Here is a 23716-nt window from a genome sequence, read left to right on the forward strand (position 1 = left end):
CGTCACGTATTCGGGAGAGGTGCACATGACTCTTGCGAACATCTTCGGGAAGATCGTCGGTCCCGACGCGGGTGTCGAGTTCGTCGCCTACGACGGGAGCAAGGCGGGAACGCCGGATTCCGACGTGCGGATCGAGGTGAAGTCGCCCGCCGCGGTCGCCTACCTCGCGCAGGCGCCCGGCGAGCTCGGGCTCGCCCGGGCGTACATCGCGGGGCACATCGACGTGCACGGTGACATGTACACCCTGCTCGACCGGATGTGGTCGCTGACGCTCAACGACCTGCCGCTCGGCGAGAAGGTGGCCGCGATCCGCTCGCTCGGCGTCAAGCCCCTGATGATGCGGGTGCCCCCGCCGCCACAGGAGGTCCGCCGAAGCACGATGGCGAGACTCGGCAGCCGCCACGCCAAGCAGCGGGACGCCGAGGCGATCCACCACCACTACGACGTCTCCAACAAGTTCTACGAGTGGGTGCTCGGCCCGTCGATGGCCTACACCTGCGCCGTCTTCCCGCGGGCCGACGCCACGCTGGAGGAGGCGCAGTTCACCAAGTTCGACCTGGTGGCCAAGAAGCTCGACCTCCAGCCCGGCATGCGGCTGCTCGACGTCGGCTGCGGCTGGGGCGGCATGGTGATGCACGCGGCCAAGCACTACGGCGTCAAGGGGCTCGGCGTCACGCTCTCCCGGCAGCAGGCCGAGTGGGCGCAGAAGGCGATCGCCGAGGCGGGCCTGTCGGAGCTGGCCGAGGTCCGCTACATGGACTACCGCGACGTGCCCGAGACCGGGTTCGACCGGGTCAGCTCGATCGGCCTGACCGAGCACATCGGCAAGGACAACCTCCCGTCGTACTTCTCCTTCCTGTACGGCAAGCTCAAGCCGGGCGGCCGGCTGCTCAACCACTGCATCACCCGCCCGACGGGCAAGGAGAAGACGTTCAACAAGGGCGGCTTCATCAACCGCTACGTCTTCCCGGACGGCGAGCTGGAGTCGGTGGGCTACCTGGTCCGCCAGATGGAGGACATCGGCTTCGAGATCCGCCACGAGGAGAATCTCCGCGAGCACTACGCGCTGACGCTGCGCGAGTGGTGCGCCAACCTCGACGCCCATTGGGACGAGGCGGTCGAGGAGGTCGGCCAGGGCACGGCCCGCGTGTGGCGCCTCTACATGGCCGGCTGCGTGGTCGGCTTCGAGCGCAACAAGGTCCAGCTCCACCAGATCCTCGGCGTCAGGCTCGACGACTCGTCCTCGGCACAGATCGCGCTGCGCCCGTCCCTCGACTGGCCGTGACCGTACGGCGCCGCCGCGGAGGGCCGCGGCGGCGCCCGGCACGCGTCAGCGCAGCTCGCGCTTGAGGATCTTTCCGGTGGCCGTCATCGGCAGGGAGTCGCGGAACTCGACGATCCGCGGGTACTTGTAGGCCGCCATGGTCTCCCGGCACCAGGCCACCAGCTCCTCCTCGCTGGTGGCGGCCCCGGGGTTCCTGATGACGTACGCCTTGACCTCCTCACCGTGGGACTCGTCGGGCACCCCGACGACCGCGGCGAGCGAGACCGCCGGGTGGGTCATCAGGACCTCCTCGATCTCCCGCGGGTAGACGTTGAACCCGCCCCGGATGATCATGTCCTTGGCCCGGTCGACGATGAAGTAGTAGCCGTCCTCGTCGCGGCGGGCCACGTCGCCGGTGCGGAACCAGCCGTCCCGCATGACCTCGGCCGTGGCCTCGGGCCGGTTGTGGTAGCCCTTCATGATGTTGTGGCCGCGGATGGCGATCTCGCCGAGGTCGCCGACCTCGTTCCACTCGGCGTCGACGAGCTTCATCTCGACGCCCCAGATCGGTGTGCCGATCGAGCCCGCCTTGGCCGGCCTGCCGATCTGGTTGAACGAGGCGACCGGCGAGGTCTCCGACAGTCCGTAGCCCTCCAGGATGTCCACGCCGAACGTCGCGGAGAAGTCCTTGAGCACCTCGACCGGCAGCGCCGAGCCGCCGGAGGCGGCGGTGACCAGCGAGCGGGGCACCTCGCCGGCCCCCGTGCGGACCGCCGTGAGCAGCGCCCAGTACATGGTGGGCACCCCGGCGAACAGCGTGACGTTCTCCTGGTTCATCAACCGCAGCGCCTCAGACGGCTCGAACCTCGGCATCAGCACGAGCGTCGCCCGCCGCCGGAACCCGGCGTTCATGATCACCGTCTGGCCGAACGAGTGGAACAGCGGCAGCGTGGCCAGGTAGGCGTCCTCCTGCTGCCGGGGGAACATCTCATCGCTGATCATGGCGTTGACGACCATGTTCTGGTGGCTCAGCTCCGCGCCCTTCGGCCGGCCCGTGGTGCCGCTGGTGTAGAGGATCACGGCGGTGTCCTCCGCCGAGGTCTGCGCGGTCTCGAACTCGCCCGGCATGCCGTCGAGGGCCGCCCACAGCGTCTCGCCCAGCGCAGACTCGGTAGCGGCCGGAGTCGCTGGCAGGACGAAGAAGTGCTCGGTCCCGGCGGCCTCATCGAAGCCCGCCCGGCCGCGCTCGCCCAGCGGGAGCTCCGAGGTGCCCTCGAAGCAGAACAGCGCCTTGGCCCCGGAGTCCTCCAGGTGGTAGGCGATCTCCCGTGCCTGCAGCAGGACGTTGAGCGGCACGACGGTCGCGCCGGCCTTGAGGATGCCGAAGTAGACGAAGGGGAAGTACGGCAGGTTGGGGCAGGCCAGGGCCACCTTGTCACCCCTGCCTATGCCCCGCGACACCAGCAGGTTCGCCACCTGGTTGGCGACCGTGTTCACCATCGAGTACGGCAGGCGGAGGTCGCCGAGCACCACGGCGGTCCCCTCGGGATTCTCCCGGGCGCTGTCCTCCAGCACGACGGACAGGTTGAGCATCGAACGCTCCCAAACATGTGGCATACCGACCGGTAGGTAGCACCCTAGCGGCTGCTGGAGTCGGCGCAATGGGGATGCTCGGCGAAGTGGTCGACGAAGATCTGATGCAGGAACCGGTAGGCGTTCTCGCCGTCCGGCACGAGAAGTCCGGCCGACGCCGCATAGCGATAGAAGTCGGTCAGCCGAACGGGCAGCAGCCCCGCCGCGACCAGCACGAGCCGCGGCAGCCACGATCCCGTGAGCAGCATCCCGATCACGACCCCCGCGCCCGCGGCGACAGATGTGCCCAGGAGGACGCCGCCCACCGCGTCCGCGAACGGGCCCGTCCATGCCACGGCCCCCAGCACCGCCGGCGGGAGGGACACGGCGCACGTGAGGGCCCACACGGCCGGGACCCCGCGGCCCATCACCGACCTCGACCTGTCGGCCCGCGCCTCGTCCTCGTCGAAGAACGGCACCAGGACGGCGACGACGCCCACGGCGGCCGCCGCGACGAACACCGTGCTCCCCGACGCGGCAGCGGCGGCCCAGGAGGCTCCCGGCCCGGACAGCAGCATGTCCTGGAGCTGGAACTCGCCGAACGTGACCGGGATCGCCGCCACGAGGCCGGTCACCCAGACGCCCGCGCTCCTGGGGAGCCTCATGTATCCGGCCGCGACGGCCTCCGCCGGCAGCATGATCGACATGCTGGCCGGCAGCCAGCCCAGCGCGATCGCGGTGAGCGCGCCCGCTCCCCTGGACAGGGAGACCCCCGTGACCACCGCCGACGCGACGAACAGCGCGATGCTCAGCGGCGGGAGGACCGGGGAGACCAGCCGGAGCGGAACCGTCTGCGCGTACCGGGAGATCAGGTCGAAGCGGGTGGCGACCACCGTGGATCCCGACGTCCTGGCCACCGTGGCCAGCTGACCGAGCCATCGCACGACCGTCTCGGGGGCGTACCGACCCATCTCCCGCCTCGGCCGACGCAGGGCCCGGGCGACGAAGAGGTCCAGGATCCGCCTCCTGCGGTCGGCCGGGTCGAGCGGCTCCTTCGGATCCCCCAAAGCGGGATCGCCGGCAACGGCCGCCAGGACGTGGAGCCAGAACGGGGAGTCGATGACGTCCCACAGGGAGCCGTCGGCGTCGAGGGCGCGGCGCAGGTCCGCGAAGCGGCTTCCGGACGCCGACAGGTAGGCGGTCACGTCGTCCCGGCCGAGCGGCAGGATCACGACCGCGCCGTTGAGGGCGAGGGCGGGCGAGGCCGCGTACTCCGCGCTCCGGCTGCTCACGGCGATCGTCAGGTCGCGGTGCCCGCCGTGCAGCTCGTCGATGAGGCGGGTCAGCCGGCCGCGGGCCTCCTCCGGCACCTCGTCGAGTCCGTCGAGGAGGAGCGCGAGCTCGCCGTCGTCCAGCCATTCGCGGCCCACACGGGCACCGATGCCGTACCGCTCCTGCGCCTGGGCGAGCAGCCACCCGCGCAGGTCGTCGACGGTCTTCCGGCGGTCGAGGAACGGCAGCAGACTCCGCGTCCGCCCCCAGCCGCCGAGGTCGAGGAGCACGGGGATCGGCCCGTCCTTCTCGTCGAGCAGGGAGAGGGCGAGTTCGAGCAGCTGCGTCGTCTTGCCGGCCCCCGGCCGGCCCAGTAGGACCATGGAGCGGTCGAGGTCGTCGAACGCCTTCCGGACGCTCGTCGTCACCGGGGCGGTCGTGTCCAGACGCCTGACCCGGTTGCTCAGGATCGGCTCGACCGCCTCGGGACGGTCCTCGAGACGCACGTCCACGCGGAGGACGTCGCCCAGCTTGAGGTCCAGCCGCCGCGTGAGGTGCGCCCGCACGTTGTCCGCCGCGCGTCCGCGGGTCTCGGGCCGGGTCCTCCCGTACGGCCGGTCGCGGGCCGGATCCGCGCCGGGCGTCACGGCGTCGACCGCGAACCAGACGACGGCGAGACCGAGGACGGCGACGCACGGCCACGCCCAGCTCCGGTACGGCTCCAGCTCGGCCGGCAGCGTTCCGCCGGTGGCGACGTTGACGGCGACCGGCAGGAGGATCGCGCTGACGGCGGCGGCCAGCGCGGCCGTCAGCCGCCCCTTGCGCATGTCACCACCCCTCGGCCCGCACCTGATCCGATTATCGGCTCTTGGCCCGTCCGTGACCGGGTGTCTTGAAAGATCCGGTCATGTGCTGGACAGTGGCGGCATGACCGTGGACGCCGACCTCGATCTGTCCCGCATCCCGTTCTGGGCCCTGCCCCAGGCGCGGCGGCACGAGGCGTTCCGGCGGCTGCGCCGGCTGGACCGGCCGGTCTTCCTGGCCGAGAACAAGATCCCTTTCCTTCCGCAGGGGGCCGGCTACTACGCGCTCGTCCGGCACGCCGACGTCACCGAGGCCAGCAGGAACGCCGGGGTCTTCAGCAGCGAGCCCACGGCCAACAGCATCCCGGACATGCCCCGCTGGCTGGCCGTCTACTTCGGATCAATGATCAACATGGACGACCCCCGGCACGCCCGGCTGCGGCGGATCGTCTCCCGGGCCTTCACGCCCCGGATCCTCGCCAAGATGGAGGAGGACCTCCAGCGGGCCGCCGAGGAGATCGTCTCGCGGGCGATGGAGGAGGGGCCGGGGGACTTCGTCACCCAGATCGCGGCCCGGCTTCCCGTTCAGGTCATCTGCGACATGATGGGCATTCCCCCGAAATTTCATGACGTGGTGCTCCGCCGGACCAACACGATCCTCGCGAACGCCGACTCCGAGTACTCCGGCATCGAGGTCGACCTCTCCCGCCCGGACGCGCCGATGAGCCGGTGGACGACCGCCCGGGGACTGGCCGCGCTGCTGCGCGCCGGGCACGGGCTGAGCTCCCTGGCCCGCCACCTCGCCCACGAGCGCCGCCGCCGCCCGACGGGCGACCTGACCAGCCTCCTCGTGAACGGCGAGGAGCGGCTCACCTCCCAGGAACTGGGCTCGTTCTTCATCCTGCTCGTCGTGGCCGGCAGCGAGACCACCCGCAACGCGATCGCGCACGGCCTGAAGCTGCTCACCGACAACCCCGGGCAGCGGGCGCTGCTCACCGCCGACTTCGAGGGCCGGATCGCGGGGGCGGTCGAGGAGATCGTCCGCTACTGCAGCCCGGTCATCCAGTTCCGCAGGACCGTCACCCGCGACCACACGATGAACGGCCAGGACTACCGCAGGGGCGACAAGGTCCTGCTGTTCTACACGTCGGCCAACCGCGACGAGGCCGTCTTCGACGACCCCGACGTCTTCGACATCACCCGCAGCCCCAACCCCCACGTCGGGTTCGGCGGCCCCGGCCCCCACTACTGCCTGGGCGCCCACCTCGCCCGGCGGGAGATCACGGTGATGTTCCGCGAGCTGTTCACGCGGATGCCGGAGATCCGGTCCGAGGGCGAGCCGTCGTACCTCCTGTCGAACTTCATCAACGGCGTCAAGCACCTGGGCTACCGCTACTAGGGGGTGGGCCGTGGAGGCGCGGACGGTCACGGCCAACGGGATCGAGTTCGGCTACCTGGTGGAGGGGCCGTCGCGGGGGCCGCTCGCCCTGTGCCTGCACGGCTTCCCCGACTCGGCGTACACCTGGCGTCACCTGCTGCCCGGCCTGGCCGAGCGGGGCTACCGCGCGGTCGCGCCGTTCATGCGGGGCTACGCGCCCACCCAGGTGCCGCCCGACGGCGCGTACGAGGCGGGGGCGCTGATCGCCGACGCGGTGGCCCTGCACGAGGCGCTCGGCGGCGACGGGGAGGCCGTCGTCATCGGGCACGACTGGGGCGCGTTCCCGGCCTACGGCGCGACCGCGTTCGCCCCCGAGCGGTTCCGCCGCGCCGTGGCGCTGGTCGTCCCGCCGCTCCCGGCGATGCTCGGCGCGTTCCTCCGCTACGAGCAGCTCAAGCGCTCCTTCTACATCTTCCTGTTCCAGACGGCTTTCGCCGAGACGGCGGCCGCGGCCAAGGGCTTCGTCGAGGGCCTGTGGCGCGACTGGTCGCCGGGGTACGACGGGGAGGAGGACGCCGCGCGGGCCCGGGTGTGCCTGCGCGACCCGGCCAACCTGCGCGCGGCCATCGGCTACTACCGGGCCATGCTCGGCGCCGTCCCGCCCACCGGCCGGTACGCCGCCGAGCAGGAGGCGGCGGGACGCGGGCCGGGACGGCCCGTGCTCTACCTGCATGGCGCCGACGACGGGTGCCTGGGGGCCGAGGTGGCGGCCGGCGCCGCGGACCACCTGCCGCCCGGTTCGCGCGCCGAGGTCGTCGCGGGCGCGGGGCACTTCCTGCATCTGGAACGGCCCCGGGAGGTGAACGGCCTTATCCTCTCCTGGCTGTGAGAGTCCCTGCAGCGAGGGTCCGGGGCGCGAGCGGTCCTGGCCGTGGACCGGGTGCTGTGGCAGACTGAAAACCGAACGCGGTTCTACTTATTACCCCGGGAGGACCGGCCCATGACGCAGCCCGCCGAGCGTGCGCCCATCAGGTCCGTCGCCGACATCGACCTGTCCGACTGGGACTTCTGGGGCCGCTCGCCCGAGGAGCGGGAGCACGCGTTCCGGCTGCTGCGCGACCTCGACACCCCCGCGTTCTTCGAGGAGCCCGAGATCTCCTTCGCCCCCAGGGGCCTCGGATACCACGCGCTCGTCCGGCACGAGGACATCCTGGAGGCCAGCCGCAACCCCGAGATCTTCTGCTCGGGTGACGGCGGGGCGACGAACATCGTCGACATGCCCCCGGAGTTCACCGAGTACTTCGGCTCGATGATCAACATGGACGACCCCCGGCACGCCCGGCTCCGCCGGATCGTCTCCCGCGCCTTCACGCCGAGGATGATCAAGCAGTTCGAGGCGGACGTCGAGGTGGCCGCCTCCCGGATCGTCGACGAACTGCTCGCGACCGGCCCCGGCTGCGACTTCGTCACCGAGGTGGCCGCCAAGCTGCCGCTGAAGGTCATCTGCGACATGATGGGCATCCCGGAGAGCGACTACGGGTTCGTCTTCGACAGGTCCAACATCATCCTCGGCGCCTCGGACCCCGAGTACGTGAGCGATCCTGAGGACGTCGCGACCGCGCTGCTCACGGCCGGGATGGAGTTGCAGGCCCTGGTGCAGGACCTGGCCGCCCTGCGGCAGGAGACGCCCACGGGCGACCTGACCTCCTCGCTGGTCAACGCCAACCTCGACGGGGAGCGGCTGACGGCCCAGGAGCTCGGGTCGTTCTTCATCCTGCTCGTCGTCGCCGGCAACGAGACCACCCGCAACGCCATCTCGTACGGCATGCGCCTGCTGACGCTGAACCCGGACCAGAAGCGGCTGTGGCTCGAGGACGTCGACGGGCGGGCGCCGGGCGCGGTCGAGGAGATCGTCCGGCTCGCCTCCCCGGTGAACTACATGCGGCGCAAGGTCACCCGCGACCACGTGATGAACGGCAACCGGTACCGCGCCGGCGAGAAGGTCGTCCTCTACTACTGGTCGGCCAACCGGGACGACCGGGTCTTCGCCGACCCGCTGCGGTTCGACATCGCCCGCGACCCCAACCCGCACGTCGGGTTCGGCGGGCCGGGCCCCCACTTCTGCCTGGGCGCCCACCTGGCCCGGCGGGAGATCACGGTCATGTTCCGCGAGCTGCTGCGCCGCGTCCCAACGATCGAGGCCGGCGAGCCGGAGCGGCTGTTCTCCAGCTTCATCAACGGCACCAAGCACATGACCTGCGAGTTCTGACCCCCGATCAGCAGACCGGCCGCAGGTAGGAGGGGTCCACCCAGCCGTCGCGGCCGCCGGGCGCGGTGACGTGCCGGTAGCGGCCCTCCACGTCGTCCCCGCCGGAGGCGGTGACCACGAGACCGTGGGGGAGTTGCTCGCGCGGCTCGCCGTACCGGTCGCGCAGCCACAGGTCCCGCGCGGCCACCTCGTACCGCCCGCACCCGCCGGCGGGGCGTGAGCCGGCGCGGCCGCCGTCCGAGGCGTTCCCCTCCGGGGACGGCGGCGGGGGCGCCGGAGCCGCCGCGCAGGGCGAGGACGAGGGCTCCGAGCGCGGCCACCAGGGCGACGGCGGCGACCGCGGCCACCGCCCGCGCCGCCCGTCTGCGTCTTCCTCCGGCACGCGTCTCCTGCCGGGCCTCGTCGCCCGGGTCGGCCGCGGCGTCCCGCCGGGAGGGCCCGGCCTCCGGGGAGGGCGTGCCGTCCGGCGGGGGAGGCGCGAGGTCGCGCAGGTGGTCTCCCGCGGCCGGGGCGAGGATCTGCGTGATCACCGTCAACTCGGCGTCCTTGAAGTCGCGCCGGCCCATCTCGCAGCGCGACAGCGTCGGCGTCGACATCGGCACTCCGCGCCGGTCGATCTCCTCGGCGAGCTGCCGCTGGGTCATGCCGGCGGCCTCCCTGGCCCGCCGGACCGCGTCGGCCACGGACTGCGTCATTTCCGTTTTCACCCTCACCGTCTCCGCCGTTTCAGCCCGCGTTTCCGCTGGTAGACGGGCTTCCGACATTTCAGTCATTTTCGTCGTGAAAAATCCTGTGAAGTGCGAGCCGGATGTACATAATCGCATTCTCCGGTTCATTCGGGCAATTCGAACGTCATTCCAGTCGATCGCACGAAAGGCATTTCCACGTGAGACGCGTCTTCGCAGTCCAGGCCCCCGTAACCGTCGCCCTGGCGGCCGTGCTCTGCCTGCCCGTCGCGGCCGACGCCGCCGCGCGCGGCGCGGGCGCGGACCGCACGGCCCACGCCGGGACGGCGGCCGCGGCGCGGACGAAGCTGTTCGTGGTCTACGGCGCCCGCGGCGCCTGCACGGTCCACTTCAACTACCCGAGGCCGGGAGTGGTGGCGAACGGCACCTTCACGATCCCGGCCGGGCGCCACCTCATCTGGCGGTACAACGTCGACAGCGACTGGGCGCTGGTGTCCGACCCGTCCCGGGCCGACCGGACGTTCCCGTGGTGGGGCTTCACCCGGCGCGACTGCATCGGCCGCTCGGTGAAGCAGAAGGGATATCCGGCGGGCGTTCCCGTGCCGCGGCGGATCCAGGAGGGCCGCAGCAACGTCTCCCCGACGGGCTGGCGGGCCGTCGGCTTCGCCCTCCCTGCGGCCCCGATCGTCGAGCGCCGCAGGAAGGTGACCAGGAACGCCACCCTGCGCGACGAGGCGAACTTCGTCATCGGCAACGTGCCCGCGGGCTGGCACGTCCACCTGACCCGCACGAGCAGGTCCAACGGCCACTGGGTCTACGTGTTCGTCCCGAACGCCCAGCGGTGGGGGTACATGGAACGTACGGCTCTGTAGGCGGGCCGCCGGCATCCCGGCGCAACCGTTGACGGGGAGGGGAAGGCGGCCTACGGTACGGGGACCGACCAGTCGGTATGGAGGTCTCATGGCCACCGTCGCCACCGTCCGCGGCCCCGTCGACACCGGGGACCTGGGCCAGACGCTCATGCACGAGCACGTCTTCGTCCTGGCCACCGAGCACCTGGACAACTACGGCCGGGGAGCCTGGTGGGACGAGGAGGCCCGGGTCGCCGACGCGATCGGGAAGCTCAGGGCGCTGGTGGCCAAGGGCGTCACCACGATCGTGGACCCCACGGTCTGGGGGCTCGGCCGGTACATCCCCCGGGTCCAGCGGATCGTCGCCGAGGTGCCCGGACTCAACGTCGTCGTCGCCACCGGCCTGTACACGTACGACGACGTGCCCTTCCAGTACGAGCACCGCGGGCCGGGACTGGTCATGGACATCCCCGAGCCGATGGTGGAGGACTTCACCCGGGACATCACCGAGGGGATCGCGGACACGGGCGTGCGGGCGGGGCTCCTCAAGTGCGTGGTGGAGCACAAGGGGCTCACGCCCGGCGTCGAGCGGGTCTGCCGGGCGGTCGCCCGCACCCACGCCGCGACCGGGACTCCCATCACGGTCCACACCAACGCCGCCGCCCGTACGGGCCTGCTCGCCCTCGACCTGTTCGCCAAGGAGGGCGTCGACCTGACGAAGGTCGTGGTCGGCCACGCCGGCGACTCCAACGACCTCGACTACCTGATGCGGCTGGCCGACACGGGCGCCACGCTCGGCATGGACCGCTTCGGCCTGGACCTCTACAACTCGACGGCCGCCCGGATCGACACGATCGCGGCCCTGTGCGAGCGCGGCTACGCCGACCGGATGGTCCTCAGCCACGACACCGCCTGCTTCATGGACTACTTCGGCGGCGCCTGGGACCAGGTCCAGGAGCTGGCCGCCCCCAACTGGCGGTACGACCACATCCACGACGACGTGCTGCCGGCCCTGCGGGAGCGCGGCGTCACCGACGGCCAGATCACGGCGATGCTGGTCGGCAACCCCAGGCGGTACTTCTCCTGACCGCGTCTACTTCACCGGGCGGATCGACCGTACGACGGTCGTGATGTCGGGGAGCAGGTCGTCCTTGAGGGCCGGGACGGCCATGTAGACGACGGCCGGCAGGTCGGCGCCGGTGTTGACCGCCGCGACCAGGACCGTGCTCTCCTCGTGGTCGGCGTCGACCTTGTAGAGCGCGAGGAGCCCGGTCAGGCCGTTCCTCGACAGGCGCTGCTGGGCCACCTTGGTGACCTTGTTGCCCTTGGGGAACAGCGACTGCCTGGCCTTGAACATCACCGCGCTGAGGACCGGCCCGAGCTTGTCGGGCGTGGTGTACTTCACGGCCAGCGCCTGCGGCAGCGGGCCCGTCATCACCTGGGCGAACTCCGGCTTGCCCCGGGTGGTCATCCCGGCCGAGACGAACTGCCGGGTCGCGAAGCCGTACGTCGCCTGGACGGTCTGGTGGTTGGGGTCGACCTGCCAGGGCGAGCCCAGCCGGGGAACCGAGATTCCGGCGGTCCTGTCGGCCAGGGTCCCCGCGACGGGGGAGGGGGTGCCCTTGAAGGCGGGCAGCCCGGGGAACTGCGACTGCGGCTTGGCGGCCGGGGCCGAGGACGAGGCGGTCGGCTCGGGGGCGGCCGACGTGGAGGGGCCGTCACCCGAGCTGAGCGGCCCGGCGACGAAGGCCCACACGAGGGCGCCGACGAGCGCGATGACGACCGAGACGATGAGCGCGTAGAGCCAGAAGGGGCGGCCGCCCTCCTCCTCGTCGTACTCGTCCATGGCGCGGTAGTTCTCGCCGAAGACCGTGTTCCACAGCTCCTGCTGGCGGTGCGCGGGCGGCGTCTTGGGCCCGCTGATCTGCCCCGCCGTCACGAACGGCTTGTACGGGTCGTCACCACCGCCCGGCCCGCCCTGGGGCGGCTGCGTTGCCGGCGCCTGGGGACCGCCGGGCGGCAGCGGCGCGCCGTGGGGCGCGGCGGCCTGCGGGCCCGGCTGCGCGCCTGGCTGGAGGCCCGGCTGGGATGCGAAGTGCGGAGCCGTCTGCGGGCCGGGCTGCGGCCCGGACTGCGGCCCGGACTGGGGGCCGGACTGGGGGGCGGGCGGCGCCGTGGGGACGGCTGCGGCCATCTGCGCCGTGGGCGGGTCCGACGGGTCGTGCCCGCCGAAGCCGACCCCGTCGAACCGGGGCATCGGACCGGGCCGGTCGAACGGCGACGCCGACGGCGCGGACGGGTCAGGGGCGGATCCCTGCGACGCCCGGTCGAACGGCGGGGCCGAGGGCGCGGACCGGTCGAAGGGGGATCCCTGCGCGGGGTCGAACCGCTGGGGCTCGAAGGGGGACCGCTGCGCGGGGTCGAAGCGCGGCGGTTCGAACGGGGACCGCGGTGCGGCGTCGAATCCCTGCGGGTCGAACGAGGGTCGCTGTGCGGCGTCGAACCCCTGCGGGTCGAACGCAGACCCCTGCGCCGGCCGCTCGAACGGGGATCCCTGCGCGGGGTCGAAGCGCGGCGGGCCGACCGGGTCGAAAGGGGACCCCTGCGCCGGCTGGTCGAAGGGGGACCCCTGCGCGGGCCGGTCGAAGGGGGATCCCTGCGCGGGCCGGTCGAACCGGGGTCCGGCCACGCCCTCGTCCTGCCGTGCGCCGGCGGCCGGAGGGTCGAAGCCGGGCATCGGGCCGGGACGGTCGAACCGGGGCATCGGGCCGGGTTCCTCGAACCGCGACGCGGTCCCGGGCTGCGGCGGGGACACCGGGGACACCGGGGGCGCGGCCTCCACGAACGAGCGCACCGTCGGCGTGAACGACCCCGTGGAGGCGTCCGGCCACGCCGGCGGGACCTCGGGCCATGCCGGCGCTCGCTGGGGTTCGCTCTGGTCCGAGGGCACGGAACCTCCCGAGATCATGCCCGGATTCTGGGTGCCTGGCATGATCTCATGGGACGTGGGGGGCGCCGCAGCGAAACCGGAGAATGCCCCGCGAAACTGCTCGCCCGTCGGATCGGTGGGCGGGTCCTGCATCGGGAGGTCCGCCGGCGGGAATGTGTTGGCCACGATGCGACAGTAATCTAAAGGGACATTCGCCTCACAACGGAACTATCACCATCGCGTATCGCCATCTGACTGCCCGGGTCAGCCCGGCATGATCGATCGGCGGCGTGGTTCCCGTCTGCGCTACCCTTGACACGCGTGCCGCCACCCTGCTTGTCGGGCAGCCGTCTCACAACTCGGCGCGTGAGATCGCGGAGACGCGGGCTGTCCTTGCAGACGAAGCGGGGGCTCTGCCGTGGGCGGGCGCCTTCATCTGTGTGACCCAGACGCCGGGCGAGGAGTGGAAGTGGACGAGCCGGTGTACGACCCGCAGGCGCTGCAGGCCAAGTGGCAGCCGAAGTGGGAGGAGCTGAACCCGTTCGCGGCCGTAGAGGACGCGTCGGACAGCAGGCCGCGCAAGTACATGCTCGACATGTTCCCCTACCCCTCCGGCGACCTCCACATGGGCCACGGCGAGGTCTTCGCCATCGGCGACGTCGTCGCGCGCTACTGGTTCCAGAAGGGCTACAACGTCCTCCACCCCATCGGGTGGGACTCCTTCGGCCTGCCCGCGGAGAACGCGGCCATCCGGCGCGACGCCCACCCGGCCGAGTGGACCTACGCCAACATCGACACGCAGGCGACCTCGTTCAAGCGGTACGCCGTGTCCTTCGACTGGTCGCGCCGGCTGCACACCAGCGACCCGGAGTACTACCGCTGGAACCAGTGGCTGTTCAACCGCTTCTACGAGCGCGGCCTGGCCTACCGCAAGGGCGGCCTGGTCAACTGGTGCCCCAACGACCAGACCGTGCTGGCCAACGAGCAGGTCGTGGCCGGCAAGTGCGAGCGCTGCGGCGCCGATGTGGTCCGCCGCGAGCTCACCCAGTGGTACTTCAAGATCACTGACTACGCCGACCGGCTGCTGGACGACATGGCACAGCTGGAGGGCGGCTGGCCGGAGCGCGTGCTGACCATGCAGCGCAACTGGATCGGCCGCTCCACCGGCGCCGACGTCCGGTTCCGCATCGAGGGCCGCGACGAGCCGGTCACCGTCTACACGACGCGTCCCGACACGCTGTACGGCGCCACGTTCTTCGTGGTCGCCGCGGACGCCCCGCTGGCCGAGGAGATCGTCGCCCCCGAGCAGCGGGAGGCGCTGGCGGTCTACCGGGCCGCGGTGGCCAAGCTCTCCGACATCGAGCGGCTGTCCACCGACAAGGAGAAGACCGGCGTCTTCCTGGGCACGTACGCGATCAACCCGGTCAACGGGGAGCGCATCCCGGTCTGGGCGGCCGATTACGTGCTGTCCGACTACGGCCACGGCGCGATCATGGCGGTCCCCGCGCACGACCAGCGCGACCTCGACTTCGCCCGGAAGTTCGGGCTGCCCGTGAAGGTCGTCGTGCACACCGGCCTGGCCGACCCGGGGGAGACCGGCGTCGCCACCCCGGGTGAGGGCACGCTGGTGAACTCGGGCCCGCTGGACGGCCTGACGAAGACCGAGGCGATCAGGAAGATCGTCGACATCCTGGAGGAGCGCGGCGCCGGGCGGGCGGCCGTGAACTTCCGGCTGCGCGACTGGCTGCTGTCGCGGCAGCGCTTCTGGGGCACGCCGATCCCGATCATCCACTGCCCCGACTGCGGCGAGGTGCCGGTCCCGGACGACCAGCTCCCCGTCACGCTGCCCGACCTGCGCGGCGCCGACCTCAAGCCCAAGGGCGTCTCGCCGCTGGCCGGAGCGACCGAGTGGGTCAACGTGGCCTGCCCGAAGTGCGGCGGCCCCGCCCAGCGGGACACCGACACGATGGACACGTTCGTCGACTCGTCGTGGTACTTCCTGCGTTACTGCGACCCCCACTACACAGGCGGGCCGTTCGACGTCGAGAAGGTCCGCACGTGGGGCCCGATCGACCAGTACGTCGGAGGCGTCGAGCACGCCGTCCTCCACCTGCTGTACAGCCGGTTCTTCATCAAGGTCCTGCACGACATGGGCATGGTGGACTTCACCGAGCCGTTCGTGCGCCTGCTCAACCAGGGCCAGGTCATCAACCAGGGCAAGGCGATGTCCAAGTCCTTGGGCAACGGCGTGGACCTGGGCCAGCAGATCGACGCGTTCGGCGTCGACGCGGTCCGGCTGACGATGGTGTTCGCCGGCCCGCCGGAGGACGACATCGACTGGGCGCACCTCTCGCCGGCCGGATCGCTGAAGTTCCTGGCCCGGGCCTTCCGCGTGATGGCCGAGGCCGGCGCCGCGTCCGCCCCGGGAGCGGACGCCGCCACGGGCGACCCGGAGCTGCGGAAGGTCACCCACCGGACGATCGACGAGGTGACCAAGCTCGTCGAGGGGTACCACTTCAACGTCGCGGTCGCCCGGATGATGGAGCTCACCTCGGCCGCCCGGCGGACGATCGACTCCGGGCCCGGCGCGGCCGACCCGGCCGTCCGTGAGGCCGCCGAGACCCTGGCGATCATGCTGTCGCTCGTCGCGCCGTACACGGCCGAGGAGGGCTGGGAGCGGCTCGGGCACGCGCCGTCGGTCGCCAAGGCCGGGTGGCCGCAGGCGGACCCCGCGCTGCTGGTCCAGGAGTCGGTCACCGCGGTCGTCCAGGTGGCGGGCAAGGTCCGCGACCGCCTGGAGGTCGCCCCGGACATCTCCGAGGCGGATCTGGAGGCACTGGCCCTGGCCTCGGACAAGGTCAGGCCGTACCTGGACGGCGCGCCGCGCAAGGTGATCGTCCGCGCGCCGAAGCTGGTCAACATCGTCCCGTGACCGGTTGTTGACGCCTGCCGGGCTGGGTGGACAAAATTACGCCCGAGCCACATATCACTCATATTGATTAGGCGTGCGGTCAGGGCATGCCGCGACCACCACCGCCGCGCGCGGTGGTTCTGGGGTGCGCGCCTGACCGTACGGCTCACGACCGGCGTGCCCTCAGCGTGGGAGGCACGTCTTGTCCAGACGTATTCTCGGCGGGCTGGCGGCCGTGGCCGCGATGGTGGCGACGGTGCTCGTCGTCGCGGGCTCGCCGGCGAACGCCGCCGGCACCGGCACCGGCTACCTGCACACCAGCGGGAACAAGATCGTCGACAGCACGGGCGCCACCGTCCGGCTGACCGGCATCAACTGGTTCGGCATGGAGACCGACAACAAGACCTTCCACGGGCTGTGGGCGAACAACCCGTGGAAGAGCCAGCTCGATCTCATGGCCAGCCTGGGATACAACACCATCCGGGTGCCGTTCTCCGACGACGCGCTGAAGCCGGGCGCGCAGGCCACGAGCGTGAACACCTACTCCAACCCCGACCTGATCGGCCTGTCCCCGATGCAGATCCTCGACAAGGTCGTGGACTACGCGGGCCAGAAGGGCATGCGGATCATCCTCGACCGGCACCGCCCGACCAGCGCCGGCCAGACGGCCCTGTGGTACACCTCCGGCGTCCCCGAGTCGACCTGGCTCGCCGACTGGAAGTCGCTCGCCCAGCACTACGCCGGCAACTCCACGGTCATCGGCGCCGACCTGCACAACGAGCCGCACGCGGACGGCACCAACCCGAACGCGATCGGCTCCTGCTGGGGCTGTGGCGACCAGGCCCGCGACTGGCGCCTGGCGGCCGAGCGGGCGGGCAACGCGATCCTGTCCGTCCAGCCCAACTGGCTGATCTTCGTGGAGGGCGTGAGCTGCCCGAGCGGGGGCCTGTCCAACGTCTGGGACAACGACACCAGCAACGACGAGGACTGCGGCTGGTGGGGCGGCAACCTCACCAAGGCCGGGCAGTACCCGGTCCGGCTGAACGTGGCCAACCGGCTCGTCTACTCGCCGCACGAGTACGCCACGTCGGTCTACCACCAGACCTGGTTCGACGACCCGACCTACCCGGCGAACATGCCGGCCATCTGGGATAAGTACTGGGGCTACCTGTACAAGCAGAACATCGCGCCCATCATGGTGGGCGAGTTCGGCACGACGCTGGCCAGCAACACCGACAAGATCTGGCTGCAGGAGCTCATGAAGTACATGGGTTCCGGGGTCAACGGGATGTCCTTTACATACTGGTCGTGGAACCCCAACTCGGGGGACACCGGCGGCATCCTCAAGGACGACTGGGCCACGGTCGACCAGGCCAAGCAGAGCATCCTGCAGCCCTACCTGATCCCGCCGGTGGGCGGTGGCGGCACGCCGTCCCCGTCCCCGTCCCCGTCGGGCTCGCCGTCCCCGTCGCCGTCCCCGTCGCGGTCGCCCTCCCCGTCTCCGTCTCCCTCGCCTTCGCCCTCGCCGTCTCCCTCTCCCTCGCCCAGCCCGTCCGGGAACAAGGGCTGCACGGCCACCTACAAGGTCGTCAACGAGTACCCGGGAGGCTTCCAGGGTGAGGTGACCGTCAAGAACACCGGCTCGTCGGCCACCAACGCGTGGACCGTGAAGTGGACCTTCCCGAACGGGCAGAGCATCAGCCAGCTGTGGAACGGCACGCTCAGCGCGAGCGGGGCCAACGTCACCGTGACGAGCCTCGCCTACAACGGCGCGCTCGGCGCGGGCGCGTCCACGACGTTCGGCTTCAACGGGAGCTGGTCGGGCTCCAACGGCGTCCCGTCGCCGGTGACCTGTACGGCGAGCTGACCGGGCGGGTCAGCCCGTCACGGAGGAGATCCTGGCGAGGATCTCCTCCAGGATGGGCGCCGACGTCGCGAAGTTGAGGCGGGCGTAGGTGTCCCCGCCTCCGTAGAGGGGGCCCGGGTTGAGCTTGACCCGGGCCTCCCGCTCGAGGAGGCCGGCGGCGTCCGGGATGCCGAAGTCGAGCCACGCCAGGTAGGTGGCCTCAGGCACGCGGTACCGGACCCGGGGCGGGAGCCGCTCGGCGATCAGGCGGCGGTTGCGGTCGAGGATCGCCAGCACCGCCTCCAGCCACGGATCGCCGTGCCGCCAGGCGGCGACCGTGGCCTCCACGCCGAGGACGCCGGGAGCGCCGTAGATGTGGGCGGGCTCGCGGCCGATCGCGTCCCGCGCGTCCTTCGCGCCGAGGTGGGCGACCGAGCAGTGGAGCCCGCCCATGTTGAACGCCTTGCTCGCCGAGGTCAGCGTGACCGTGCGGCCGGGGAGGATCGTGGCGAACGGGATGTGCCGCACCGGGGCGTAGGTCAGCTCCGCGTGGATCTCGTCGGCGATCACCAGGGTGCCGTGGCGCTCGGCGTACGCGGCCACCGACTCGAGCTCCTCCCGGGTGAACGAGCGCCCGGACGGGTTGTGCGGGTTGACCAGCAGGAGCACCGGGACGGGCTCGTCCGGGACCTCGAACCGCCCCTCGGCGCTGAGCCTCATCGGCACCAGGCGGCGGCCCATGGCGGTGATCGTGACGATGAAGGGGTCGTACGCGGGCAGGTGCATCGCGACCGGGTCGCCCGGCCGGGTCATGACGTGCAGCAGGACCTGCAGGGCCTGGTTGATGTCCGTGTACGAGCGCACGTGACCGGGGTCGGCGTGCCAGCCGTACCGCGCCTCCATGCGCTCGGCGAACGCCTCCGCCAGCGGCCCGGCCGAGGGCTGGTCGAGCCACTCCGGATAGCCGAGATCGGTGGCGGCGCGCCGGGCGACGGCCTCCCTGACCGCGTCGGGGACCGGAAAGTCCATGTCGGCCACCCAGGCCGGGATGACGCCGGACGCGGCGCGGGCCCACTTGATCCCGTCACGGGAGCGGGCCGCTTCGAGGGAGAGCAGGTCGAGATTCACCCGACTCACCCTATTGGTCCCGATTTGGCCCGCGTGCAACGATCCCGCCTCGCAGGTCCACGGCCGGAGAGCGGCCGCGATCCCGCCTCGCAGGTCCACGGAGAGCGGCCTCGATCCCGCTTCCGCCGGTCCGCGGCCGGACACCGGCCGCGGACCGGCGGACGTGGCTACAGCTTGCGGAGGACGGCGGTCACCTTGCCCAGCACGGTGGCCTCGTCACCCGGGATCGGCTCGTAGTTCGGGTTGTGCGGCACGAGCCAGACGTGGCCGTCCTTGCGCTTGAACGTCTTCACGGTGGCCTCGCCGTCGATCATCGCCGCGACGATGTCGCCGTTGTCGGCGACCGGCTGCTGGCGCACCACGACCCAGTCGCCGTCCGCGATCGCGGCCTCGATCATCGAGTCACCGGTGACCTGGAGCAGGAACAGTGTGCCCTCGCCCACGAGCTGCTTCGGCAGGGCGAACACGTCCTCGATGCTCTGCTCGGCCAGGATGGGACCGCCGGCCGCGATCCGGCCGACCAGCGGGACGTAGGCCGCGGTGGGCCGGTTGAACCCGGCCTCCTCCTCGGCGGCGTCCGGATCCACCCACAGGACCGGCTCACCCGGCAGCCGGACCTCCAGGGCCCGGGGCCGGTGCGGGTCACGGCGGAGATAGCCCTTGCGCTGCAAGGCGGTCAGCTGGTGCGACACGCTGGAGGTGCTGGTGAGCTGAACCGCCTCCCCGATCTCGCGCATGGACGGCGGGTAGCCGCGCTGCTGGACCGAGTCGCGGATCACTTCCAAGATCTTGCGCTGCCTGGGGGTGAGCCCAAGGGAGTCGCGCCTGCGAACCGCGAGGTCGCCGACGCCCTCCGCTTGCTCACTTCGGTCACTCACGATGCCACCTCTCAATCCGTGTTCCCCATGTCGCACAGAGCGACCGTACCTCGATCCAAGATCTGCGTCAAACAATTGTTCGATATTATCGAAATCGCCGATGTCGAGGTCGAGCACATCGTACGGGAGTTCGATCGCTATCGTGTTCGATTTTACGGATCTTAGTTGCCGTCGTGTAGGCCCAGCTCACAAGTGACGGAAAATGTCGGCGCAAGACTTTTCCGGTCGTACCGGCGAAGCGGGGAATCGCGGAGGTTCGCCACCCCCTTCCCAGGGGCACCAGCCGTGCCCGGACCCGCGACACGCCGGGCGAGCAGCGACTTCGCCTCGGCGGGCCGGTCCGACTTGCGTTCAAGGACGGGCGCTCCTACGGTTGGACCACAACATCTAGTAGTCACATCGATGTAAGTTCACCACACCTTGTGTTCTTGGTGGGCGTTTCCGGGAGGCGATGGCATGCACTGTCCGTTCTGTCGCCACCCCGACACCCGGGTCGTGGACAGCAGGTCCACGGAGGACGGCGGGGCCATCCGCCGCAGGCGCACCTGCCCCGCGTGCGGGCGCAGGTTCACCACCCAGGAGACCGTCCTGCTCATGGTGAGCAAGCGCAGCGGGGTCACCGAGCCGTTCTCGCGGGAGAAGGTCATCGCCGGCGTGCGCAGGGCCTGCCAGGGCCGCCCGGTCGGCGAGGACTCACTGGCCCAGCTCGGGCAGAAGGTGGAGGAGACCATCCGCGCCACGGGCGCCGCCGAGATCCCCTCACATGATGTGGGGGTGGCCGTCCTCGGCCCGCTGCGGGAGCTCGACGAGGTGGCCTACCTGCGGTTCGCGTCCGTCTACCGCGGGTTCGAGACCCTCGCCGACTTCGAGGCGGAGATCGAGCAGCTCAGAGGCGCCCGGGCGGACGCGGGCGAGCGGTAGGCGCCCGCGCGCCACGGCGCGACACGATGTGGTTATGGGAGAGCGTGGTCCGAAACATGGGGCTCCACCGGGCCCTGGGGAGGGGGAAGTCATGACGGAGACCGTGAGCGGCGCCGTACCGGGCGCGGGGGGCCGCGGCGGCAAGCGGCCCCGCAAGGGGCTGAAGATCAAGCGGATCTTCACCACCCCCGGCGTCCATCCGTACGACGAGGTCCGCTGGGAGCGGCGGGACGTCGTTATGACGAACTGGCGCGACGGTTCGGTCAACTTCGAGCAGCACGGCGTGGAGTTCCCCGAGTTCTGGTCGGTCAACGCGGCCAACATCGTGACCACGAAGTACTTCCGCGGCGCCGTCGGCACGCCCCAGCGCGAGTGGAGCCTCAAGCAGCTCGTCGACCGCGTGGTCGGGGTCTACACCCGGACCGGCGTCGAGAACGGCTACTTCGCCAGCGACGAGGACGCCGAGATCTTCGACCACGAGCTCAAGCACGCCCTCATCCACCAGATCTTCAGCTTCAACTCCCCGGTGTGGTTCAACGTCGGCACGCTCTCCCCCCAGCAGGTGTCGGCCTGTTTCATCCTCGCCGTGGACGACACGATGGAGTCGATCCTCGACTGGTACAAGGAAGAGGGTGTGATCTTCAAGGGCGGCTCGGGCTCGGGGGTCAACCTCTCCCGCATCCGCTCCTCCAAGGAGCTGCTGTCCAGCGGTGGCACGGCCAGCGGCCCGGTCTCCTTCATGCGGGGCGCCGACGCCTCCGCCGGCACGATCAAGTCGGGCGGGGCCACCCGCCGGGCGGCCAAGATGGTCGTGCTGGACGTGGACCACCCCGACATCGAGGAGTTCATCGAGACGAAGGCGCGGGAGGAGGACAAGATCCGCGCCCTCCGCGACGCCGGGTTCGACATGGACCTCGGCGGCAAGGACATCGTGTCCGTGCAGTACCAGAACGCCAACAACTCGGTGCGCGTGTCCGACGAGTTCATGCGCGCGGTCGAGGCCGGCGACGGCTTCGGGCTGCGGGCCCGGCTGAGCGGCGAGGTCATCGAGCGGGTCGACGCGCGGTCCCTGTTCCGCAAGATGGCCCAGGCCGCCTGGGAGTGCGCCGACCCCGGCCTGCAGTACGACGACACGATCAACGACTGGCACACCTGCCCGGAGACGGGCCGCATCACGGCCAGCAACCCGTGCTCGGAGTACCTCCACCTGGACAACTCCTCCTGCAACCTCGCCTCGATCAACCTGCTGAAGTTCCTGCGCGACGACGACACGTTCGACGTCGCGAACTTCGTGAAGCTGACCGAGCTGATCATCACGGCGATGGACATCTCCATCACGTTCGCCGACTTCCCGACCGAGAAGATCGCCGAGACCACCCGGGCGTACCGGCAGCTCGGCATCGGCTACGCCAACCTGGGCGCCCTGCTGATGGCGACCGGTCACGCGTACGACTCGGACGGCGGCCGGGCCATCGCCGGCGCGATCACCTCGCTGATGACCGCGGTGTCGTACCGCCGTTCGGCCGAGCTCGCCGGGATCGTCGGCCCGTACGACGGCTACCAGCGCAACGCCGAGCCGCACAAGCGGGTCATGCGCAAGCACGCGGCGGCCAACGACGACCTGCGCGCGCTCGACGAGATGGACAGGACCATCCACGCCGAGGCGACCCGGCAGTGGCAGGACTGCCTGCGGCTGGGCGAGCGGAACGGCTACCGCAACGCCCAGGCCTCGCTGCTCGCGCCGACCGGCACGATCGGCCTGATGATGGACTGCGACACCACCGGCATCGAGCCCGACCTGGCGCTGGTGAAGTTCAAGAAGCTCGTCGGCGGCGGCAGCATGCAGATCGTCAACCAGACGATCCCGCGGGCCCTGCGCCGGCTGGGCTACCAGGAGGAGCAGATCGAGGCGATCGTCGAGTACATCGCCGAGCACGGCCACGTGGTCGACGCCCCCGGCCTGCGGGCCGAGCACTACGAGGTGTTCGACTGCGCCATGGGCGAGCGGGCCATCGCCCCCATGGGCCACGTCCGGATGATGGCGGCGACCCAGCCGTTCCTGTCGGGCGCGATCTCCAAGACCGTCAACCTGCCGGAGTCGGCCACCGCGGACGACATCGAGCAGGTCTACCTGGAGGGCTGGAAGCTCGGCCTCAAGGCGCTGGCCGTCTACCGGGACAACTGCAAGGTCGGCCAGCCGTTGTCGGCCGCGAAGAAGTCCTCCACCGAGGAGGAGGCCGCCGCCCCGGCCGTCCAGGTCGTGGAGGTGGCCCGGCCCACCCGCCGCCGCATGCCGGCCCAGCGGCCGAGCATCACCACCCGCTTCTCCGTGGGCGGGGCGAAGGGCTACATGACCGCCTCGTCGTACCCCGACGACGGTCTCGGCGAGGTCTTCCTCAAGATGTCCAAGCAGGGCTCGACCCTCGCGGGCGTCATGGACGCCTTCTCCGTCGCCATCTCGATCGGCCTGCAGTACGGCGTGCCGCTGGACACCTACGTCCAGAAGTTCGTCAACATGCGGTTCGAACCGGCCGGGATGACCGACGACCCGGACGTCCGGATGGCGCAGTCCGTCATGGACTACATCTTCCGGCGGCTCGCGCTCGACTACCTGCCGTACGAGGACCGGGCGGCGCTCGGGATCTTCTCGGCGCCCGAGCGCGCGGCCCAGCAGCGCGGCGAGGACCCGGCCGCCCTCCAGGAGGTCGTGGACACGCAGGCGCTGGCCCAGTCGGCGCCCATCGAGGAGAAGCCGGCCGAGCCGAAGCCCGTGGCGGTCCCCGAGCCGAGGCGGGCGGCGAGCGCGTCGCTGGAGAGCCACCAGGGCCGCACGGCCGACGCGCCGCTGTGCATGACCTGCGGCACCAAGATGCGGCCCGCCGGCAGCTGCTACGTGTGCGAGGGCTGCGGCAGCACCAGCGGCTGCAGCTGACAGAACGCCTGACGGAAGGGGGCCGGTCGCCGACCGGCCCCCTTCCGCGCGCCCGGAAACAGCCCGGCCGGCACGC

The 23716-nt window shown here is 71.0% G+C and carries 16 protein-coding genes; 10 read left to right on the forward strand and 6 right to left on the reverse strand.

Going from position 1 to position 23716, the window contains the following annotated elements:
• Positions 1-25 precede the first annotated feature (25 nt).
• Complete coding sequence (locus tag Mco01_RS04640) at positions 26-1285, forward strand: SAM-dependent methyltransferase (protein ID WP_204055649.1); 1260 nt, start codon at positions 26-28, stop codon at positions 1283-1285.
• A gap of 45 nt (positions 1286-1330) precedes the next feature.
• Here the strand turns inward: Mco01_RS04640 and Mco01_RS04645 are convergent, their stop codons facing one another.
• The gene (locus tag Mco01_RS04645; RefSeq protein WP_204055650.1) at positions 1331-2857 is read right to left on the reverse strand and encodes a long-chain-fatty-acid--CoA ligase; all 1527 of its coding nucleotides are present in this window, start codon (positions 2855-2857) and stop codon (positions 1331-1333) included.
• 44 nt (positions 2858-2901) lie between these two features.
• Positions 2902-4935 carry an NACHT domain-containing protein gene (locus tag Mco01_RS04650; RefSeq protein ID WP_204055651.1) on the reverse strand — a complete coding sequence of 678 codons (2034 nt, stop codon included), beginning with the start codon at positions 4933-4935 and terminating at the stop codon, positions 2902-2904.
• A 100-nt stretch (positions 4936-5035) separates the two neighbouring features.
• Between Mco01_RS04650 and Mco01_RS04655 the strand changes: the two genes are divergently transcribed.
• From Mco01_RS04655 to Mco01_RS04665, 3 genes are all read left to right on the forward strand, one after another.
• Complete coding sequence (locus tag Mco01_RS04655; RefSeq protein ID WP_204055652.1) at positions 5036-6310, forward strand: cytochrome P450; 1275 nt, start codon at positions 5036-5038, stop codon at positions 6308-6310.
• Positions 6311-6320: 10 nt separating this feature from the next.
• On the forward strand, positions 6321-7178 hold the full coding sequence (locus Mco01_RS04660) for an alpha/beta fold hydrolase (protein ID WP_204055653.1): 858 nt from the start codon (positions 6321-6323) through the stop codon (positions 7176-7178).
• A 111-nt stretch (positions 7179-7289) separates the two neighbouring features.
• Complete coding sequence (locus tag Mco01_RS04665) at positions 7290-8558, forward strand: cytochrome P450 (RefSeq protein ID WP_204055654.1); 1269 nt, start codon at positions 7290-7292, stop codon at positions 8556-8558.
• Between the two features lie 7 nt (positions 8559-8565).
• On the opposite strand, the gene Mco01_RS04670 is transcribed toward Mco01_RS04665, so the two are convergent.
• Positions 8566-8940 (reverse strand): hypothetical protein, encoded by a 375-nt coding sequence (locus Mco01_RS04670; RefSeq protein ID WP_204055655.1) that lies wholly within the window; start codon positions 8938-8940, stop codon positions 8566-8568.
• Between the two features lie 504 nt (positions 8941-9444).
• On the opposite strand from Mco01_RS04670, the gene Mco01_RS04675 reads away from it, so the two are divergent.
• Entirely contained in the window at positions 9445-10116 is a 672-nt protein-coding gene (locus Mco01_RS04675; RefSeq protein WP_204055656.1) for a hypothetical protein, read from the forward strand.
• An 88-nt stretch (positions 10117-10204) separates the two neighbouring features.
• Complete coding sequence (locus tag Mco01_RS04680) at positions 10205-11182, forward strand: phosphotriesterase family protein (protein WP_204055657.1); 978 nt, start codon at positions 10205-10207, stop codon at positions 11180-11182.
• A 6-nt stretch (positions 11183-11188) separates the two neighbouring features.
• On the opposite strand, the gene Mco01_RS04685 is transcribed toward Mco01_RS04680, so the two are convergent.
• On the reverse strand, positions 11189-13063 hold the full coding sequence (locus Mco01_RS04685; RefSeq protein WP_204055658.1) for a hypothetical protein: 1875 nt from the start codon (positions 13061-13063) through the stop codon (positions 11189-11191).
• Between the two features lie 430 nt (positions 13064-13493).
• On the opposite strand from Mco01_RS04685, the gene leuS reads away from it, so the two are divergent.
• Positions 13494-15956 carry a leucine--tRNA ligase gene (gene leuS, locus Mco01_RS04690; RefSeq protein ID WP_204055659.1) on the forward strand — a complete coding sequence of 821 codons (2463 nt, stop codon included), beginning with the start codon at positions 13494-13496 and terminating at the stop codon, positions 15954-15956.
• A gap of 181 nt (positions 15957-16137) precedes the next feature.
• Positions 16138-17802 carry a cellulase family glycosylhydrolase gene (locus Mco01_RS38910; protein WP_239103338.1) on the forward strand — a complete coding sequence of 555 codons (1665 nt, stop codon included), beginning with the start codon at positions 16138-16140 and terminating at the stop codon, positions 17800-17802.
• A gap of 9 nt (positions 17803-17811) precedes the next feature.
• Here Mco01_RS38910 and Mco01_RS04700 read toward each other — a convergent pair whose 3' ends face one another.
• Positions 17812-18909 (reverse strand): MalY/PatB family protein, encoded by a 1098-nt coding sequence (locus Mco01_RS04700; RefSeq protein WP_239103339.1) that lies wholly within the window; start codon positions 18907-18909, stop codon positions 17812-17814.
• 167 nt (positions 18910-19076) lie between these two features.
• Positions 19077-19790 carry a transcriptional repressor LexA gene (gene lexA, locus Mco01_RS04705; protein ID WP_232326716.1) on the reverse strand — a complete coding sequence of 238 codons (714 nt, stop codon included), beginning with the start codon at positions 19788-19790 and terminating at the stop codon, positions 19077-19079.
• 453 nt (positions 19791-20243) lie between these two features.
• On the opposite strand from lexA, the gene nrdR reads away from it, so the two are divergent.
• Together nrdR and Mco01_RS04715 are read left to right on the forward strand one after the other, a co-directional pair.
• Positions 20244-20708 (forward strand): transcriptional regulator NrdR, encoded by a 465-nt coding sequence (gene nrdR, locus Mco01_RS04710; RefSeq protein WP_036330608.1) that lies wholly within the window; start codon positions 20244-20246, stop codon positions 20706-20708.
• A 91-nt stretch (positions 20709-20799) separates the two neighbouring features.
• The gene (locus tag Mco01_RS04715; protein WP_204055660.1) at positions 20800-23640 is read left to right on the forward strand and encodes a vitamin B12-dependent ribonucleotide reductase; all 2841 of its coding nucleotides are present in this window, start codon (positions 20800-20802) and stop codon (positions 23638-23640) included.
• The last annotated feature ends 76 nt before the right edge of the window (positions 23641-23716 follow it).

This window comes from Microbispora corallina (assembly GCF_016863035.1).
Lineage (GTDB): Bacteria > Actinomycetota > Actinomycetes > Streptosporangiales > Streptosporangiaceae > Microbispora > Microbispora corallina.

What these genes read in the sequence shown, in the direction of transcription:
- Mco01_RS04640 (WP_204055649.1), top strand. Translation starts at nt 26, where the DNA reads ATGACTCTTGCGAACATCTTCGGGAAGATCGTCGGTCCCGACGCGGGT.
- Mco01_RS04645 (WP_204055650.1), bottom strand. Translation starts at nt 2,857, where the DNA reads ATGCTCAACCTGTCCGTCGTGCTGGAGGACAGCGCCCGGGAGAATCCC.
- Mco01_RS04650 (WP_204055651.1), bottom strand. Translation starts at nt 4,935, where the DNA reads ATGCGCAAGGGGCGGCTGACGGCCGCGCTGGCCGCCGCCGTCAGCGCG.
- Mco01_RS04655 (WP_204055652.1), top strand. Translation starts at nt 5,036, where the DNA reads ATGACCGTGGACGCCGACCTCGATCTGTCCCGCATCCCGTTCTGGGCC.
- Mco01_RS04665 (WP_204055654.1), top strand. Translation starts at nt 7,290, where the DNA reads ATGACGCAGCCCGCCGAGCGTGCGCCCATCAGGTCCGTCGCCGACATC.
- Mco01_RS04680 (WP_204055657.1), top strand. Translation starts at nt 10,205, where the DNA reads ATGGCCACCGTCGCCACCGTCCGCGGCCCCGTCGACACCGGGGACCTG.
- Mco01_RS04685 (WP_204055658.1), bottom strand. Translation starts at nt 13,063, where the DNA reads ATGATCTCGGGAGGTTCCGTGCCCTCGGACCAGAGCGAACCCCAGCGA.
- nrdR (WP_036330608.1), top strand. Translation starts at nt 20,244, where the DNA reads ATGCACTGTCCGTTCTGTCGCCACCCCGACACCCGGGTCGTGGACAGC.
- Mco01_RS04715 (WP_204055660.1), top strand. Translation starts at nt 20,800, where the DNA reads ATGACGGAGACCGTGAGCGGCGCCGTACCGGGCGCGGGGGGCCGCGGC.